The 17,035-nt window shown below is 65.7% G+C and carries 15 protein-coding genes; 10 read left to right on the plus strand and 5 right to left on the minus strand.

Features of this window, described 5'->3' with window-relative positions:
* Nucleotides 1-520: 520 nt before the first annotated feature.
* The 9 genes from cobA to AWB67_RS04110 all read left to right on the plus strand — a co-directional run bounded on the left by cobA (nucleotide 521) and on the right by AWB67_RS04110 (nucleotide 11,731).
* Nucleotides 521-1,273 carry a uroporphyrinogen-III C-methyltransferase gene (gene cobA, locus AWB67_RS04070; protein WP_087655058.1) on the plus strand — a complete coding sequence of 251 codons (753 nt, stop codon included), beginning with the start codon at nucleotides 521-523 and terminating at the stop codon, nucleotides 1,271-1,273.
* 94 nt (nucleotides 1,274-1,367) lie between these two features.
* Complete coding sequence (locus tag AWB67_RS04075; protein WP_087654945.1) at nucleotides 1,368-1,943, plus strand: ANTAR domain-containing response regulator; 576 nt, start codon at nucleotides 1,368-1,370, stop codon at nucleotides 1,941-1,943.
* 10 nt (nucleotides 1,944-1,953) lie between these two features.
* Nucleotides 1,954-3,102 (plus strand): CmpA/NrtA family ABC transporter substrate-binding protein, encoded by a 1,149-nt coding sequence (locus AWB67_RS04080; protein ID WP_087654946.1) that lies wholly within the window; start codon nucleotides 1,954-1,956, stop codon nucleotides 3,100-3,102.
* 42 nt (nucleotides 3,103-3,144) lie between these two features.
* Complete coding sequence (locus tag AWB67_RS04085) at nucleotides 3,145-3,630, plus strand: adenosine-specific kinase (RefSeq protein WP_087654947.1); 486 nt, start codon at nucleotides 3,145-3,147, stop codon at nucleotides 3,628-3,630.
* 368 nt (nucleotides 3,631-3,998) lie between these two features.
* Nucleotides 3,999-4,550, plus strand: a complete 552-nt coding sequence (locus tag AWB67_RS04090; protein ID WP_087654948.1) for a DUF2760 domain-containing protein — start codon at nucleotides 3,999-4,001, stop codon at nucleotides 4,548-4,550.
* The gene (locus AWB67_RS04095; RefSeq protein WP_087654949.1) at nucleotides 4,547-6,385 is read left to right on the plus strand and encodes an Hsp70 family protein; all 1,839 of its coding nucleotides are present in this window, start codon (nucleotides 4,547-4,549) and stop codon (nucleotides 6,383-6,385) included. Before AWB67_RS04090 ends, AWB67_RS04095 begins: the two co-directional genes overlap by 4 nt.
* A 12-nt stretch (nucleotides 6,386-6,397) precedes the next feature.
* Nucleotides 6,398-9,187: an Hsp70 family protein gene (locus AWB67_RS04100; RefSeq protein ID WP_087654950.1), complete on the plus strand. Its 2,790-nt coding sequence runs from the start codon at nucleotides 6,398-6,400 to the stop codon at nucleotides 9,185-9,187.
* 143 nt (nucleotides 9,188-9,330) lie between these two features.
* Entirely contained in the window at nucleotides 9,331-9,507 is a 177-nt protein-coding gene (locus tag AWB67_RS40720; protein WP_159964779.1) for a hypothetical protein, read from the plus strand.
* Nucleotides 9,508-9,715: 208 nt separating this feature from the next.
* Entirely contained in the window at nucleotides 9,716-11,731 is a 2,016-nt protein-coding gene (locus tag AWB67_RS04110; protein WP_087654952.1) for an ATP-binding response regulator, read from the plus strand.
* A gap of 20 nt (nucleotides 11,732-11,751) precedes the next feature.
* On the opposite strand, the gene AWB67_RS04115 is transcribed toward AWB67_RS04110, so the two are convergent.
* On the minus strand, nucleotides 11,752-12,444 hold the full coding sequence (locus AWB67_RS04115) for a response regulator (protein ID WP_087654953.1): 693 nt from the start codon (nucleotides 12,442-12,444) through the stop codon (nucleotides 11,752-11,754).
* Between the two features lie 191 nt (nucleotides 12,445-12,635).
* Here AWB67_RS04115 and AWB67_RS04120 point away from each other — a divergent pair, with 191 nt between their 5' ends.
* Nucleotides 12,636-13,100: a response regulator gene (locus AWB67_RS04120; RefSeq protein WP_087654954.1), complete on the plus strand. Its 465-nt coding sequence runs from the start codon at nucleotides 12,636-12,638 to the stop codon at nucleotides 13,098-13,100.
* An 87-nt stretch (nucleotides 13,101-13,187) separates the two neighbouring features.
* On the opposite strand, the gene AWB67_RS04125 is transcribed toward AWB67_RS04120, so the two are convergent.
* The 4 genes from AWB67_RS04125 to AWB67_RS04140 are packed head-to-tail and all read right to left on the minus strand — an operon-like array spanning nucleotide 13,188 to nucleotide 16,969.
* The gene (locus AWB67_RS04125; RefSeq protein WP_235025028.1) at nucleotides 13,188-14,120 is read right to left on the minus strand and encodes an aldose epimerase family protein; all 933 of its coding nucleotides are present in this window, start codon (nucleotides 14,118-14,120) and stop codon (nucleotides 13,188-13,190) included.
* Nucleotides 14,121-14,127: 7 nt separating this feature from the next.
* A complete protein-coding gene (locus AWB67_RS04130; RefSeq protein WP_087654955.1) occupies nucleotides 14,128-15,024 on the minus strand; it encodes an ABC transporter permease in 897 nt (298 codons plus the stop codon).
* Complete coding sequence (locus AWB67_RS04135) at nucleotides 15,024-15,893, minus strand: ABC transporter permease (protein WP_087654956.1); 870 nt, start codon at nucleotides 15,891-15,893, stop codon at nucleotides 15,024-15,026. Before AWB67_RS04135 ends, AWB67_RS04130 begins: the two co-directional genes overlap by 1 nt.
* On the minus strand, nucleotides 15,890-16,969 hold the full coding sequence (locus AWB67_RS04140) for an ABC transporter ATP-binding protein (protein WP_087654957.1): 1,080 nt from the start codon (nucleotides 16,967-16,969) through the stop codon (nucleotides 15,890-15,892). Before AWB67_RS04140 ends, AWB67_RS04135 begins: the two co-directional genes overlap by 4 nt.
* Between the last annotated feature and the right edge of the window lie 66 nt (nucleotides 16,970-17,035).

Below are 17,035 nucleotides of genomic sequence, written 5' to 3' on the forward strand. Positions count from 1 at the left end.
CGGGGGTGCGCTCTGTTGCGCGTGCTGCGGTTATTTCTGCGGATCGCCGTTGATCCGATGGCAAGACAAAATGCAAGGGCTATGCCATCAGGGGTGATTTCCTTATAGGACGCGGCTTTGCGGGGTTTTCGCCGGGTCACGCGGACGCCGATCCGGATTCACGATGAAGCGCGGCGGCACATCGCTGGTGCGATGCAGCACTGCGGGCGTGCGCAGCGCACGCCGGGTTTTCAATTGGTGCATTCCCTCGAACGAGGCGCTTGGCGCCGAATCTGTGCAGCGCAGCACAGCAGGTGTGCGCCTTTTGGAATTGCCGCCTGCTTTGGCACCGCCAATCAAGGCTCCAAGACGAATGGCCCGCATATTGCATGGGCAAGAGCGCCGTCGGCAACGAAGCCGGCTCGCATCGATCACTGGCCTCCAAGGCAAACCCCCGGACAACGGCGTCCCCTCGTGCACCCCACGAGCGGACGCCGTTTTTTGTTTAGTGCGCGGCATCAATATCCAAGAGGACATCACGATGAATAACGGCAAGGTCACATTGCTCAGCGCCGGCCCCGGCGATCTGGACCTGCTCACCATCAAGGCCGCGAAGGCGCTCGCCGCCGCCGACGTCGTGCTCCTCGACGATCTCGCCAATCCCGACATCGTGTCGCTCGCGCCGCGTGCGCGCGTGATTCGCGTGGGCAAGCGCGGCGGTTGCAAGTCGACGCCGCAGGCGTTCATCCAGCGCCTAATGCAGCGTTATGCGTCGAAGGGGCTGCACGTCGTGCGCGTGAAAGGCGGCGACGCCCTGCTTTTCGGCCGCGCCGGCGAGGAACTCGCGGCGCTGCGGCGCGCACAGATTCCGGTCGATATCGTGAACGGCATCTCGTCGGGATTCGCGGCGGCGGCGAGCCTCGGCGTATCGCTCACGCATCGCGAGCATTGCCAGGGCGTGACCTTCATCACGGCGCACATGCAGGATCACGGCGAGCCGGATTGGGCCGCGCTCGCCGCGACCGGCACCACGCTCGCGATCTATATGGGCATGAGCCGCATCGACACGATTTGCGCCGGGCTTCTTTCGACGCTGCCCTTGAGTACGGCGGCGGCGGTCGTGCAATGGGCCGGCACGGACCGCGAACGGCGGCTCGTCACGACGCTCGGCCGTCTCGCCGCTGATGCGACCGCGGCCGGGCTCGGCAGTCCGGCGGTGATTCTCGTCGGGAATGCGATTGGCGAGGCAAACGCGCGATATGAAGCGCACGATGACATGGCGCATGCGGCCTGATATCAAAAATCACGCGCCGATATACTTGGTTAACAAGAGAAGCGCATATATAAGCAGCACGCCCCCTGCAATGAACTCACTCTGCGCCTGACCCATGCTTCGTGTTCTCCTCGTCACCGACACGGACAAACCGATCGGCGATCTGCGCCAGGCGCTCGCACGCCTCGGCTACGAGATGCTGCCCGAAGTCGCAACGCCCGCCGCGCTGCCGAAGGTCGTCGAGCGCGAACGGCCGGATGTCGTCATCATCGATACCGAATCGCCTTCGCGCGATACGCTCGAGCAGCTCGCCGTGATGAACAAGGCAGCGCCGCGCCCCGTGCTGATGTTCAGCAACGACGCCGATCAGCAGTTCATCCGCGCGGCGGTCGGCGCGGGCGTGACGGCGTATCTCGTCGAAGGGCTCGCGGCCGAGCGGCTCGCGCCGATCCTCGAAGTCGCGCTCGCGCGGTTCGCGCACGAAGAGAAGTTGCGTCTGCGGCTCGCGCAGGTGGAAAGCGAGCTCGCAGAACGCAAGACGATCGACCGCGCCAAGCGCCTCCTGATGGACCGCCGCCACATGACGGAGCAGGAGGCGTACGCCGCGCTGCGCAAGCGCGCGATGGACCAGGGCATCAAAGTGGCCGAAGTCGCGCGGCAACTGATCGCGATGGCCGATCTACTGGGGTGACCCGCACGCTATGAACACACCTGACTCGATCCCCGCCGACCGCTTCGGCCCGCCCGAAAAGACGCATATCCGGCTCGGCTTCGTCGCGCTGTCGGACGTCGCGCCGCTCGCCGCCGCGCGCCTCCTCGACTTCGGCCGCCGCCACGGACTCACGCTCGAACTGTGCCGCCAGCCGTCGTGGGCGGCCGTGCGCGACAAGCTGCTGTCCGGCGAAATCGATGCCGCCCATGCGCTCTACGGGCTCGTGTACGGTGTGCAGCTCGGCATCGGCGGGCCGCAGGCGGACATGGCCGTGCTGATGGTGCTCAATCGCAACGGCGGCGCGGTCACGCTGTCGAACGCGCTCGCCGAGGTTTATCGCGCGACGGGCAGCCTGAAAAAGGCGTTCGCGTCGCTCGGACGCCCGCCCGTCCTCGCGCAGACCTTCCCGACCGGCACCCACGCGATGTGGCTCTATTACTGGCTCGCGGCGAACGGCGTGCATCCGTTGCGCGACATCGAGAGCGTCGTGATTCCGCCGCCGCGCATGGTCGATGCGTTGGCCGAAGACCAGCTCGACGGCTTTTGCTGCGGCGAGCCCTGGCACGCGCTCGCGGAAGCGCGCGGGGCGGGAAGCACGGTCGTGCTGACGAGTGGCATCTGGCCGGATCATCCCGAAAAGGTGCTCGCGAGCCGGCGCGATTTCGCGGCGCTGTATCCGAACACGTCGCGCGCGCTGATCCGGACGATGCTCGAAGCCTGCCGCTGGCTCGACGAGCCGGGGCATCGCGCGGAGATTGCGCCGCTGCTCGCCGCGCCGGATCTGGTCAATGCGCCGCGCGAACTGATCGAGCCGCGTTTGACCGGCGCTTACGATCCGGCGCGTTTTCCGGATGCGCTCCCCGTCAGTTTCTTCGATGGCGGCAAGGTCAACTATCCGCGCTCCTCCGATGGCCTGTGGTTCATGACGCAATATCGTCGCTGGGGTCTGCTTGACAGACCTTCTGGCGATGCCGAAATCGCCGTCGCGGTCAACCAGACGGCGCTGTATCGCGAGGCAGCCGCGCTCGAGGGCGTCGAGTTACCGGACGAATACCGCCGCGACGTGCTCTGCGACGGCCGCGCCTGGGACGGCGAAGCGCCCAGGCTCTATCTCGACGGGTTCGACCTGCGCGCCTGACCTACTATTCATGTGTAAAGTCGCGAATGCGCGGAGGCTCACATGGAACTGCTCACTGTCGACATCGACAAGCCCGAGGACACCAACTTCATCCTGGGGCAGTCGCATTTCATCAAGACCGTCGAGGACCTGCACGAAGCGCTGTTCGGCGCCGTGCCGGGAATCAAATTCGGGCTGGCGTTCTGCGAGGCGTCGGGCAAGCGCCTCGTGCGCTCGTCCGGCACCGATCCCGCCTCGCAGCAACTCGCGGAAAGGAACGCGCTGTCGATCGCCGCCGGGCACAGCTTCATCGTCTTTCTCGGCGACGGTTTTTTCCCGGTGAACGTGCTGAACGCGGTGAAGGCCGTGCCGGAGGTGTGCCGCATCTTCTGCGCGACCGCGAATCCGACGCAGGTGCTCGTCGCGCAGACGGATCGGGGACGCGGAATAGTGGGCGTCGTGGACGGATTGCCGCCGCTCGGCGTCGAAACCACCGAGGACGTGGCTTGGCGGCGCGGGTTGTTGCGGACGATCGGGTATAAGGCGTGAGGGCTTCCGTAGCTTAAAACAGCCCGCTGCATCGGCCGGGCGCTGTCCGGAATCGGCTGAATATCGTCCTTGACTTGCCCTCAATATTCGCGAAAATGTGTGCCCGGCCCCGCCGGAGCGCCCATCAGCACTGCATTTCCCCCGTTCCGTCACGAAAATAAATGCGGATGCTGTATAACCGGCAAGAGTGCTTGCCGGCACCGCCGGCCGTATCGGCCGCGTGGCCCGCATCAGGCCAACAAACCCGCAAGCATCAAACGAACACCGCGCGCCGCGCGAAAAACCGCGCAGGCAACCCCGCAGCCCACAGTCTGTTCAGCGTCGCCTGAGGATGGGTCGTCCTCGGGCAACGGCCATAGGAGCATGTCATGACCGACTTGAACCCGTCATTTTTCGGCAGGATGTCGATAGCTTTCGGCACGTTTTTCAGCGTTCTCGGCGACGCCGAGTTCGCCGGCCAGGTGAAGCGTCTGCGTGAAGCGCCCGCAGCCGCTCCGGCTCCGGCACCCGTAAAACCCGTCGCTCCCACACTCAAGGAAGCCACCCCCGAAGCCGCGCTGCAACTGCTCGGCCTGCTCCAGCGCGACGCGCGTTTCATCGATTTCGTCGAGGAAGACATCGCCAACTACACCGACGCCGACATCGGCGCCGCCGCGCGCCTCGTCCACGACGGCTGCCGCACTGTGCTGCGCGAGCATTTCACGATCCGCCCGGTGCGCGACGAAGCCGAAGGCAGCCGCGTCACATTGCCCGACGGTTTCGATGCCACCGCGATCCGCCTGACGGGCAACGTCGTCGGCAAGCCGCCGTTCAACGGCAGCATCAGCCATCGCGGCTGGAAAGTCGCCGACGTGCGCCTGCCGAAGCTCGCCGACAGTCACGACGCAAGCGTCGTCGCCCCCGCCGAGGTGGAACTATGAGCGATCCGCGCTATTCGATCGGCGTCGATCTGGGCACGACGCACTGCGCCCTCTCCTACGTCGACATCACCGCCAGCGACGGCGACAAAACCGTGCAAGGTGTTCTGCCGATCGCACAGATCACCGCGCCCGGCGCTGTCGAGCAGCCAGAACTGCTGCCGTCGTTCCTCTATCTGCCGCATCCGAACGAGCTCACGCCCGGCGACCTGAACCTGCCGTGGACCGCCGAGCGCACCTTCGCCGTCGGCGAACTGGCGCGCAGCCGTGGCGCCGGCACGCCGATCCGCCTCGTTTCGAGCGCGAAAAGCTGGCTGTGCCATCCCGGCGTCGACCGGCGCGCGGCGATCCTGCCGAACGACGCGCCCGAGGAAGTCGAGCGCGTCTCGCCGCTGGAAACATCGGTCCGCTATTTGACGCACCTGCGCGAAGCATGGGACCACGCGCATCCCGACGCGCCTTTCGCCGAGCAGGAGATCACCGTCACGATCCCCGCCTCGTTCGATCCGGCCGCGCGCGAACTGACGGCCGAAGCCGCGCAGGCCGCGGGCTACGCGCGCATGACGCTGCTCGAAGAACCGCAGGCCGCGCTCTATAGCTGGATCCAGAACACCGATAGCGCCTGGCGCAAGCAAGTGCGCGTGGGCGACGTGATCCTCGTGGTCGATGTGGGCGGCGGGACGAGCGACTTTTCGCTGATCGCGGTGGTCGAGCGGGAAGGCAATCTGGAACTGCATCGCGTGGCGGTCGGCGAGCACATCCTGCTCGGCGGCGACAACATGGACCTCGCGCTCGCGCACGTCGTCGCACGCAAACTTGCGTCCGCGGGCACGCAGCCCGATCCGTGGCAACTGCGCGCGCTCACCTACGCGTGCCGGTCGGCGAAGGAAACGCTGCTCTCCGATCCGTCGCAGGAGGCCGTGCCGCTCGTCGTGCCGAGCCGCGGCTCGAAACTGATCGGCGGCTCGATCCGCACCGAACTCACGCGCGCCGAACTCACGCAGACGATCCTCGACGGCTTCTTCCCCCAAGTCGACGCCAGCGCGCGGCCGGTGAGCCGGGCGCGCGTCGGCCTGACACAGCTCGGGCTGCCCTACGCGCAGGATGCCGCGGTGACGCGTCATCTCGCGGGCTTCCTCGGCCGGCAGGTCGCGGCGCTCGCCGATCTCGGCCGCAGCGTGCCGGAAAACGCCACCTTCCTGCATCCGACGGCGGTCCTTTTCAACGGCGGCGTCTTCAAGTCGACGCTGCTCGTCGATCGAATTTTGCAGACGCTCAACGGCTGGCTTGCCGCCGAAGGCGCGCCGGCCGCGCGGCTGCTCGAAGGCGCGGACCTCGATCTCGCGGTCGCGCGCGGCGCCGCTTACTACGGTTACGTGCGGCGCGGCAAGGGCGTGCGGATTCGCGGCGGCACGGCGCGCGCGTACTACGTCGCAGTCGAATCGGCGATGCCCGCCGTGCCGGGTCTCGAACCGCCCGTCACGGCGCTTTGCGTCGCGCCGTTCGGCATGGAGGAAGGCACCGACGCCGAGTTGCCCGCGCAGGAATTCGGGCTCGTCGTCGGGGAGCCGGTGCATTTCCGCTTCTTCGGATCGTCGGTGCGGCGCCAGGATCAGGTCGGCACGATGCTCGACTACTGGCAGCCCGACGAACTTCAGGAACTCGACGAAATCGAAGCCACGCTGCCCACCGAAGGCCGCACGCCCGGCGAAATCGTACCGGTGAAGCTGCACGCGCGCGTGACGGAAGCGGGCACGCTCGAACTCGAAGCCGTGCCGCGCGGCAGCAGCGAGCGCTGGAAAGTCGAATTCGACGTGCGCGGCGGCGTGAGTGAATAGGCGTCGCGCCAGATGAAGCGCTACACCGTCGGCATCGACCTGGGCACGAGCAATACGGTCGTCGCGTACGGGGAGACGGGGTCGGAGGACATCCGCGTCTTCGATGTCGATCAACTGGTCGGGCTCGGCGAGGTCGCCGCGCGGCCACTTCTGCCGTCGCTGCGCTATCACGCGGCGGCGGGCGAGCTCGATCCCGGCGACTTGCACCTGCCATGGCAAGCCGCCGGTCACAAGGACGCGCAGCCGGTCGTGATCGGCCGGCTCGCGCGCACGCTCGGCGCGCAGGTGCCTGGGCGCCTCGTCGCGAGCGCGAAGAGCTGGCTGTCGCACGGATCGGTGGATCGCACCGCGCCGATCCTGCCGTGGGGCGCGGCCGACGACGTCACCAAAATTTCACCCGTGGCGGCGTGCGCGAGCTATCTCGCGCACCTGCGCGCCGCGTGGAACCATCGTTTTCCGGACGCGCCGCTCGAAGCGCAGGACGTCGTGCTGACCGTCCCCGCTTCCTTCGACGAAGGCGCGCGCGCCTTGACGCTCGAAGCCGCGCGGCTCGCGAAGCTGCCGGCGCTGCGGCTGCTGGAGGAGCCGCAAGCCGCCTTCTACGACTGGCTTTTCCACCATCGCGAGAGCCTCGACACGGCGCTTAACGCGACGCGGCTCGTGCTGATCTGCGACGTCGGCGGCGGCACGACCGACCTCACGCTGATCAAGGTAGAGATGCAGGACGGCGAGCCGCAACTGACGCGCATCGGCGTCGGCAATCACCTGATGCTCGGCGGCGACAACATGGATCTCGCGCTCGCGCATCTCGCCGAGGGGCGGATCGCGCCGGGCAGTTCCACCACGACGCGGCTCTCGGCCGGGCAGCTTTCGCAGCTCGTCGAGCGCAGCCGCGCCGCGAAGGAGCACCTGCTCGGCGACGACGCGCCCGAGTCCACGTCGATCACGCTGCTCGGCGCGGGCTCGAAGCTCGTCGGCGGGTCGCGCTCGGCGCAGGTGTCGCGCGAGGAGATCGAAAGGATCATCGTCGACGGGTTCTTTCCCGCGGTGTCGTCGGAGGAGCGGCCGGGGCGCGCGCGCGGCGGGATCGTCGAGTTCGGGCTGCCGTATGCGAGCGATCCCGCGATCACCCGCCACATCGCCGCGTTTCTCGCACAGCACGCGGCGCAGTCGCGGCAAGCGCTCGCGACGCCCGACTCCGACGGCGCGCGCTTGCCCGTGCCGGATACGTTGCTGCTGAACGGTGGCGTCTTTCGCGCGGCGCCGCTCACCGAGCGCCTCGCCGATACGCTCGGCGCCTGGCGCGGCGAGCCGCTCAACCTGCTTCACAACGCGAATCCGGACGTGGCGGTGGCGCGCGGCGCGGTAGCGTATGCGCTCGCGCGCGCGGGACATGCGCCGCGGATCGGCGGCGGATCGCCGCGCAGCCTGTTCCTCGTGCTCGACGAGGACGGCGAGACCCAGACCGGGCGCGGCGTCTGCCTTCTGCCGCGCGGCACGGAGGAAGGCCAGCCAATGGAGCTGAAGGATCGCACTTTCGCGCTGAAGCTCGGAGCGCCGGTGCGCTTCCATTTGGTATCGTCGGTGGCGGATACCGCGTACCGCGCAGGCGATATCGCCGATCTCTCGGCATCGGCGGGCGACTTCGTGCGCCTGCCGCCGATCGCGACCGTCGTCGACCCGAAGGGCGCGGGCGGCGCGAGCGAAACCGCCGTCCACCTGACGACGACGCTCACCGAAGTCGGCACGCTCGACGTCCACTGCATCGCCGCCGACGATCCGAAACGTCGCTGGCGCTTGGAATTCCAGCTGCGGCGCGAGCAGGCGCAAAGCGATATCGACGCCTCGAAGTCGCATCCCGCGCTGCCGAAGGCGATCGAGCAGGTCGAGCGCACGTTCGGCGCCAAGTCGCACGACGTCGGGCCGAAGGAGGTCAAGCGGCTGCGCGCGCAGCTCGAACAGTTGCTCGGCCCGCGCGAAAGCTGGGACATCGTGCTCTTGCGCGAACTGTTCGGCACCTTCATCGACCGCGCACGGCGGCGCCGGCGCTCGGCGGACCACGAGCGGCTGTGGCTCAATTTCGCGGGCTATTGCGTGCGGCCGGGCTTCGGCTACGCGCTCGACGACTGGCGCGTCGAGCAACTGTGGCCGTTCTACGCGCAGGGTATCCAGTACGTCAACGAGAGCCAGATCTGGTCCGAGTGGTGGACGCTCTGGCGGCGCGCGGCGGGCGGCCTCCCCGAAGAAGCGCAAGTCTTCCTGCTCGACGACATGGCGTTCCATCTCCAGCCGCCCGGCACGTCGCGCTACAACCGCCCGTCGGGGACGATGAAGGTCGGCTACGACGACATGGTGCGGCTCGCGGCATCGCTCGAACGCGTGCCTGTCGAGCGCAAGACCGAGGTCGGGCAATGGCTGCTGACGCGGCTCAAGAAGCCTTCGGAGAACCCGCAGGGCTGGTGGGCCGTCGGTCGCATCGGCGCGCGCCAGCCGTTTTACGGCAGCGCGCACGGCGTCGTGCCGCCTGAAGTCGCGGTCGAATGGCTCACGGCGATCCTCGCGCTCGACTGGAAGAAGGTCGAGCCGGCTGCGTTCGCCGCGGTCCAGATCGCGCGCATGACGGGCGACCGCTCGCGCGACCTCCCCGCCGACACTCGCGCCGAAGTCGTGCGGCGGCTCACGGCGGCGAACGCATCGCGGACCTGGATCGACATGGTGAGTGCGGCCGTCAAGCTCGATCGCGCCGACGAGGGACGCGTGTTCGGCGAATCGCTGCCGGTTGGACTAAAGCTGATCGGCTGAGCCGTCTTGATGCCGTTGCGTTCGAAATGCTTCGCTCTCTGAACAAAATGGCCCGACGTGTCGCGCCGATGCATCACGAAAGGCTTGACGCGCTTGATTCCCGGGCATGTGGCGCCTATTTTTAAAATGTGTCAATTCGACACGTGAAGGAGGTCAACATGCCATCCCCAAGGAAAGCCCCGCCGAGCAATCCGGCCGAAAACGAAATGTCGAGTCGCAAGAAAAGCGCGACCGGCACGAAGCAATCGGCTGTCAAAGCAACAGGCGCCAAGGAAATGCAGGTCGCCAAGCGCACCACCAAGGCCAAGCCAAAGAGTTGAACGGCCCAAGCCCTCGTCCATGGGCCGGGGGCGGGCTCTCTTATAGCGGTTATTCTCTCCATTGAGCGCGGCGCTTCACCCTCCATTTTTCCCTCGACGCCAATACCGGCCATTCCCAGCGTTCTAAATTTCGTCCGAAAAACGCGCTTGTCGCGTGTGAGATGTCGCCTACAGTAGTTAACCTCCTCCCTGTATAAGCGAGCGTGAAATGCATGTCCCGAACCGGATTGGCGGCGTTCAAAGGTCTTGGTCGTATTCCGCTGCCGCGCGTGAAGCGGGCGCGAGTCTGATCAAGAACCTGTCGATACCCAGGCCATTCGCGGACCCGGCCCTCGAAGCGCAGTTTCTCGAAGACCACAGCCAGCGCTTCTGCGCGTTCCGGCGCGCTTCCGCCTTGCTGGCGCTGGTGTTGTGGACGTCCTTCCTCACCTGGGACCTGACCGTCGCGCGCCGCACGCCGATACTCCAGGTCGCGTTCACAGACCTGCTCGTGCTCCGGCTCCTCGGCATTTTGCTGCTGATGTGCGTCGGCGTATTGGTGTTGCGGCCGTCGTTCCGCTCGCATGTGATGTCATCGCGGGTGATTTTCACGGGTATTTATGGACTTATTTTTCTAATGCTCTGGATGGTGGCCGTCACTCCGGCGCCATTCAATTATTCGCAGCATTTTCCCGGCCTTTATCTCGCGCTTTTTTTCCAGTTTTCATTCTTCTATTTGCGCTCCAAATCGGCATTGACCGTCGCGATATTGACGCTCGGCGCCGTGATCTTTCTGCAGGTGGCATTCAACGTCCTGCACCCGGCCGATTTCGGCGCGGGCATGTTTTATCTGATCAACATGGCGGTGGTCGGTCATGGCGTCTGCGTGCACGCGGAACGCGTCTCGCGCGAACGGTACGCGGCGGAACGCGAACTCGCGTCGCTCAATCGCGACTTGTCGACGGCGAACGTCGAGCTGGGGCGCAAGAACACCGAACTCGAGATTTCGAAGAAGGACCAGGAGATCAAGACGAACGCGCTGCTCGCGCTCAAGGAGCAGCAGATGCGCGCCGCTGAGGCCGCGAGCAAGGATAAATCGAATTTTCTCGCGGCAGCGACCCACGACCTGCGCCAGCCGATGCACGCGCTCAACCTGTTCCTGCAGGCGTCGTCGGAGGCGATCCGGCGAGGCGAATTCAGGGAAGCGGGACGGCTGATCGACGAATGCGGGCGCTCGTCGGTGATCCTCGCGCGTCTTTTGAACGCGGTGCTCGACCTTTCGCGGCTGGAATCGGGCCGCGTCGTGCCGCGCTATCACGTGTTTGATCTGCGGCTCATCATCGAGGAAGCCGCCGAGCAGCTCGGTCCTTTCGCGAAGAGCCGCGGCGTCGATCTGCGTCTGCGCCTGCCGAAAGAGAGCCTCGTTTGCGTGCGCAGCGACGCGCACTGGCTCGGGCGTGCGGTCGCCAACCTCGTTTCCAACGCGATCAAGTACGCCAACACCGGACAGACCGCGAAGCCGACGGTGATCGTCGGTGTCGTGCGTTCCGCGACGCGCGCGCGCATCGACGTGGTCGATAACGGCATCGGCATCTCGACCGCGCACTGGGAAGCGATCTTCCAGCCGTTCTTCCAGGTCGACAACCCCGAGCAGGACCGCGACAAGGGGCTCGGCCTTGGGCTGTCGATCGTCAATGCGGTGATTTCGATGCTCGAAGAACACCGGCTCGAACTGAAGTCGGCCGAAGGACTCGGCTCGCGCTTTTCGGTGGAGATGCCGCTGTGCGGCGCGAGTCCGGAGAAGCCGTCGCCGCGCCTGCCCGCCAAAACCGACGCGGACGAGGCCCTGCAACTCGACGGCCTTTATGTGCTGCTGGTGGAGGACGATGGCCTGGTACGCGCGTCGACCGAGGCGCTGCTGTCGCAATGGGGCGTGCTGTTCGATTCGGCGGCGACGTTCGAGGAGTACGAGGAGATCCTCGATTCGCTGGAGCGCTTCCCCGACCTCATCATCACCGACTTCCGCCTGCGCGACTTCAAGACGGCGCGCGAAGTCGCGATGCTCGGCACGCAGAAGCTCGGGCGCCCTTGCCCGACGCTCGTCGTGACGGGCGAGCCGCAGGCGACGATCGTTCCGCTCGCCTGCACGCACGACGTGCTCTCCAAGCCGGTCAGCCCGGCGGACTTGCGTCAGGAGATTCTGTCGCTGGTATCGGGCAAGTGTCCGGACGAAGTCGCCGCCTGATCGCCCAGAGCGTCACGACGTCACGACGTGGACGGATGGCTCACCGGCATCTCGATCCCGCGCCGCGCCATCTCGACGATCAGGAACGTCCGGCGCGTCACATGGAAACGCGCGAGCAGGTCGCTCGAATATTCCTTCGCCGTGTTCTCGCTGATGTTCATCTTCCGCGCGATCGCCTTATTCGAGAGGCCCTGCAACAGATAGCGCAGGGTCTCGGTCAGGCGCGGCGGCAGTTCGAGCGATTCGACCGTCGGGCTGGAATGCGTCGCGACCGGCTTCGGGCTGTGACCGCCTTTACCGAGCACCGTGTTGGGCAGATACACGCGCCCGCTCAGGATCGTACGTAGCGCTTCACGAAAAACGCCTGCGCCTTGTTCGCTTCCCTTGGAGATGAATCCGCACGCGCCGTTCTTGATGCAATCGAGCACGGTGTCGCGGTCGTCCTGCGCCGAGAGCATGATGGTCTGCACCTCGCGCTCTTCCTCGCGAATCCAGTTGAGCAGGTCCATGCCGGTCGAATTCCCTCGCAAGTGATAGTCGAGGAACATCAGATCGTACGAGCCCGCGGATAGCTTGGCCTTCGCCTGCTCGAAACCGTCCGCTTCGTCGATTTCGAGCAACGGCTCGTTCGCGAGAATCAGCGTCTTCATCGCGCTGCGCGTGAGCCCTTCGTCCTCTACCAGCAATACTGTTTTGAAGTATCCGTTTTCCATTGCAGTCCCCGAGAACATACACCGATAGTACGCGCCCGCAGACGCCCCGCCACCCTCCTTTCGCGGGGATCGATGGATTCACTTACCCTCCCAATGATTCGGCGCCACCCTGCGCGGTGCGGGTATTGCGTTAAGCACGGCCGGTCGAAAATGGCTCATCCGATCCACTGCATTGCATAGCGGAGAAGCACATGGCCAGCCGATCACCTGTCGATCAGGAGAAACAGTTTGCGTTATGGAGCATCAAGCGGGCAAGGACGCAGGACCCGTCGCGCCGCGTGCTCGTGGCGCACAAGGATAAATCGATCGCGGAATCGCTTGCAGTGATGCTTCGGCTGAAGGGGCTTCAGGTGATCCATTCGCAGGATCTGAAATCGGTGCGCAGGCTCGTCGAGACGTGGAAGCCACAGGCTCTCATCCTCGATACGAGCCTCGACAGCGAGTCAGGCTATATCTTCATCCGCACGCTGCGCATGGACGCGGACCTCACCGGGCGGCTGCTCGTCGCCATGAGCAATGTCTGGCCCGCCGATCCGATCCAAACGCTCAAGGACGTCGGCTTCGACGCGCACTGCCGCCGCCCGTGTTCGACGTGGCGCATCGTCGATCTGGTGGAGGCGTTTTTCGCCGCGCCGGCTACTCCTGGAGGTGCATGATGAACAAGGACACTTGCCTCGTCGCGCGGGGCGCGATGCCGGCGAAGGCATCGCGTGCGAGCGGTTCGGCTAGAGCAATCGAAGCGGCTAGAAGGCGCCGCCGTCGCGTGCGTCCCGGCGGACGCCGGTTCCCAGCTCGAGCCACGCCTGTGTTTCACTACCTGGCGCGATGATCGATACGCCCGTGCCGGCCAAGCCTTTCGATTGCAGGTTGAAGCCGTCGCTCACGTGCGAGACCGGCTCGACGCACAGATACGCGGCGCCAGGCGGGCAATGCGTGACGACGTGCGATAGCTCGTCACTCGCGCTCAACGTAAGCAATGCTCCGTTCGCAAAGCGCAGTCGGGCATGGCGATCCCAGCCGCCGAGATAGCGCGTATAACCCGCCGCCTCACGCTCGTGATGGCGGCGAGGCGCATCCGGCGATGGCTCGATCGCGATCTCAGTCTCATGGCGCCAGTCCACGCGGGCGTCGAGATCGGCGGCATCGGCGGTGAAATAGGGGTGGAAGCCGAAGCCCACCGGCATCTCCCGCTCCGATACATTCCTGATCCGCATGGTCAGCCGCGCACCGTCATCGGTCAGTGCGAAGGTTTGCGTGACTTCGAACGCCCACGGCCAGCCTTCCCGCCCCGCCTGGTGCGTGTAACGCAGCACGACTTCATCCGCGCTTTGCGACTCCACCGTCCACGCCTCGTACTGTCCGAAGCCATGCAGCGCATGCGCCGCGCCCAGAAATGTCGACAGCTCGATGCGCGTGCCGTCCGGCGACGTGAAGCGCGCATCGCGCACGCGGTTCGAAAACGGCACGAGCGGATAGCAGCCGCCCTTCGGCCACGCATCGGCGGGCCAATTTTTGGCGGTGATCGGCACGAGCCAGTCGTGGGCCGTGCCGCCGTCCAGGGTCGTCGAGAAGCGCGTGATTCTGCCGCCCGCCGCCGGTGCGAGTTCCATCGAATGCGGTCCGCGCGCGAGCGTCAGGCGCGCCGACGCGTTCAAGCTGACTACCTGTCGTTGCATTCACACCTCATTGCTTCTGCTCTTTTACCCGCGACACGAGCTGCGTCGGGCTGACGAATTGCAGCGCGATCAGCACCCAGACGAGCGTGATCGCCATGTAGATCATCGCCATCGCGTCGATGGATTGCGGCGCTCGCACGCCCGTCGAAAACACCGCGTAGTACAGCGCGACGACGAGCGTCTGCGTCGTCGGCCCGGCGGTGAAAAACGTCAGTTCGAACATGCCGATCGTGCGCACCAGAACGAGCAGCCCGGCCGCCAGCATGCCCGGCACGAGCAGCGGGAGAAGCACATAGCGGAAATAGCGCGTCGTGTTCGCCCCGAAGATGCGCGCCGCCGATTCCAGGTTCGGATCGATCTGCTCGATGAACGGCGTCATCACGAGGATCACGAACGGCAGCGCCGGCACGAGGTTCGCGAGGATCACGCCCGTCAGCGTGCCCGCGAGATGTACCTTGTACATGACGGTCGCCATCGGAATGCCGTAGGTCACGGGCGGCACCATCAGCGGCAGCAGGAAGACGAGCATCGCCACGCGCTTGCCGGGAAACTGCACGCGAGCGAGCGCGTAGGCGGCCGGCACGCCGAGCACGATCGACAGGATCACCACCGCGCCGACGACCTGAATCGTCACCCACAGAACGCTCGTCAACTGGAAGTCGCTCCACGCCTGCCCGTACCAGTGCAGTGTGAAGCCTTGCGGCAGCAGGGTGCCGAACCAGCGCGTCGCGACCGAATTCACCGCGACCGTCGCGATCAACAGCAGCACGTTGAGCAGGAAAAAACCCATCGTGAACCAGACGAGCGCCTTCCAGAGCCGGTCGGGCAAACTCGCGCGCTGTTTCATGTTCTTGCCGTTCAGTGCGGCAGGAAAAGCCTGCGCCGTGTGGTTGTCGGAAGCCATCAGCCTTTGCCTCCCGTCACCGGACCGGTATAGAAGAAGCGCCGCGCGTAGAGCATCCCGCCGACCACGATCAGTTGCACGAAGCCCATCAGGATCGCGATGGTCGAGGCGAGCGAATAGTCGTAGCTTTCGAACGCGGCCTCGGCGGCGGCGATCGAAATGACGCGCGTCGGACCGGCCGGCGCGCCGAGCAGCACCGCCGACGGAAACACCGAAAACGCCTGCACGAACGAGAGACACGCGGTCATCGTGAGGCCCGGCAACAGCAGCGGGAAATAGATCTGCCGGAACTGCTGCCACGGGCTCGCGCCGAGCGTCGCGGCGGCGCGCGCGAGCGTCGGGTCGATGCCGGTCACGTAGGACAGCGTGAGCAGGAACGCGAACGGAAAGCCCGACACGATCAGCGAGATCAGCACGCCCCAATAGTTATGCGTGAGGCGCACTTCGTCGGAATAGAGATGCAGGCCCTGCAGCGCCTGGGGAAACCAACCGTTCGGGCCGAAGTACGTGAGCATGCCGTCGGCGATCAGCACGGTGCCGAGCGTCACCGGGATCACGAGCAGCGTCGTGACGAACTTCTGATACGGCGACGTGCGCCTGAGCGCGAACGCCACCGGCACCGACACGCCGACGTTGATCACCGTCGCGGGCACGGCGAGCTTGAGCGTGACGATGATTGTCGGCCACATCGACGTGTCGGTGAAGAACGTGATGTAGTTGGCGAGCGCGCCGCCGCCGTTCATCGGCGTGAACGACAGCACGAGACCGTAGGCGAACGGATAGATGAAAAGCGCGACGATGAAAATGAGCGCCGGCGAGACGAGCCAGCCCTTCGGATCCCGCCGAACAGGCAGCGCGGGCGTGCTCATTGCGCTTCCCCGTCGTAGACGAGCGTGCGCGAAGGCGCGACGCGCAGGCTAAGACGCTCGCCCTCGGCGACTTCGCCCGCAAGCCGCGCCCACAGCTTGCCGAATGCTGTGTTCACGCGGATCAGCGAGTCGCGGCCGCCGTATTCGACGGTTTCCGCTTTCGCATCGAACGCGTTTTCCGTGCCGGGCGCGGCGCGTTCCATGTCTTCCGGACGCAGCGCGACACTCACGTTCTTGCTGTTGAAGCCTTCCATCGGCGTGCCGATGAGGCGCACGCCGTTCGACGTCACCGCGACGCCCTCGCCCTGCTGCCCTTCGAGCGTGAAGCTCGTGACATTGCGAAAACCCATGAAGCGGGCGACGTGCAGGTTCTTCGGCCGTCCGTACACCTCCTTTGGCGGCGCGACCTGCTGCACGACGCCCTCCTTCATCACGACGATGCGATCGGCCATCGAAAGCGCCTCGTCCTGGTCGTGCGTCACGTAGATCGTCGCGCGTTCCAATTGCCCGTGGATGCGGCGGATTTCCGCGCGCATTTCGATGCGCAGCTTGGTATCGAGATTCGAGAGCGGTTCGTCCATCAGCACGAGCGGCGGTTCGATGACAATCGCGCGCGCGATCGCGACGCGCTGCTGCTGTCCGCCCGAAAGCTGGCCGGGCAGCTTGGCGTCGTGTCCGATCAGTTGCACGAGTTGCAGCGCGGCCTTCGCGCGGCGCAATGCATCGGCTTTCGGCACGCGTTGCATCTTGAGCCCGAAGCCGACGTTCTCCAGCACTGACATGTGCGGAAACAGCGCGTAGTTCTGAAAGACCATGCCGAAGCCGCGCTTCTCCGGCGGCAACACATCGATGCGCTGTTCGTCGAGCCAGATGCCGCCGCCCGTCAGCGGCTGCAATCCGGCGATGCAGTTGAGCGCCGTCGACTTCCCGCAGCCCGACGGCCCGAGCAGCGCGATGAACTCGCCACGCCGGATGTTCAGGTTGAGCCCGCGCAACGCCGCGAGCTGCTGGCCCTCGGCGTTGGTGAAGCTGCGCGACACCGAATCCAGCCGCAACTGTTCGAAATTGTGCTTCATGACGTTATTCCCGATGACGCGGCGGCTTCGCTACCTGCGATAAGCCAAGCGAAAGCCGCCGCGTTT

This window comes from Caballeronia terrestris (assembly GCF_001544515.1).
GTDB classification, from domain to species: Bacteria; Pseudomonadota; Gammaproteobacteria; order Burkholderiales; family Burkholderiaceae; genus Caballeronia; species Caballeronia terrestris.

Coding starts and splice junctions, on each gene's coding strand:
- cobA (WP_087655058.1), top strand. CDS start 521: ATGAATAACGGCAAGGTCACATTGCTCAGCGCCGGCCCCGGCGATCTG.
- AWB67_RS04075 (WP_087654945.1), top strand. CDS start 1,368: ATGCTTCGTGTTCTCCTCGTCACCGACACGGACAAACCGATCGGCGAT.
- AWB67_RS04080 (WP_087654946.1), top strand. CDS start 1,954: ATGAACACACCTGACTCGATCCCCGCCGACCGCTTCGGCCCGCCCGAA.
- AWB67_RS04085 (WP_087654947.1), top strand. CDS start 3,145: ATGGAACTGCTCACTGTCGACATCGACAAGCCCGAGGACACCAACTTC.
- AWB67_RS04090 (WP_087654948.1), top strand. CDS start 3,999: ATGACCGACTTGAACCCGTCATTTTTCGGCAGGATGTCGATAGCTTTC.
- AWB67_RS04095 (WP_087654949.1), top strand. CDS start 4,547: ATGAGCGATCCGCGCTATTCGATCGGCGTCGATCTGGGCACGACGCAC.
- AWB67_RS04100 (WP_087654950.1), top strand. CDS start 6,398: ATGAAGCGCTACACCGTCGGCATCGACCTGGGCACGAGCAATACGGTC.
- AWB67_RS04110 (WP_087654952.1), top strand. CDS start 9,716: ATGCATGTCCCGAACCGGATTGGCGGCGTTCAAAGGTCTTGGTCGTAT.
- AWB67_RS04115 (WP_087654953.1), bottom strand. CDS start 12,444: ATGGAAAACGGATACTTCAAAACAGTATTGCTGGTAGAGGACGAAGGG.
- AWB67_RS04120 (WP_087654954.1), top strand. CDS start 12,636: ATGGCCAGCCGATCACCTGTCGATCAGGAGAAACAGTTTGCGTTATGG.
- AWB67_RS04125 (WP_235025028.1), bottom strand. CDS start 14,120: ATGCAACGACAGGTAGTCAGCTTGAACGCGTCGGCGCGCCTGACGCTC.
- AWB67_RS04130 (WP_087654955.1), bottom strand. CDS start 15,024: ATGGCTTCCGACAACCACACGGCGCAGGCTTTTCCTGCCGCACTGAAC.
- AWB67_RS04135 (WP_087654956.1), bottom strand. CDS start 15,893: ATGAGCACGCCCGCGCTGCCTGTTCGGCGGGATCCGAAGGGCTGGCTC.
- AWB67_RS04140 (WP_087654957.1), bottom strand. CDS start 16,969: ATGAAGCACAATTTCGAACAGTTGCGGCTGGATTCGGTGTCGCGCAGC.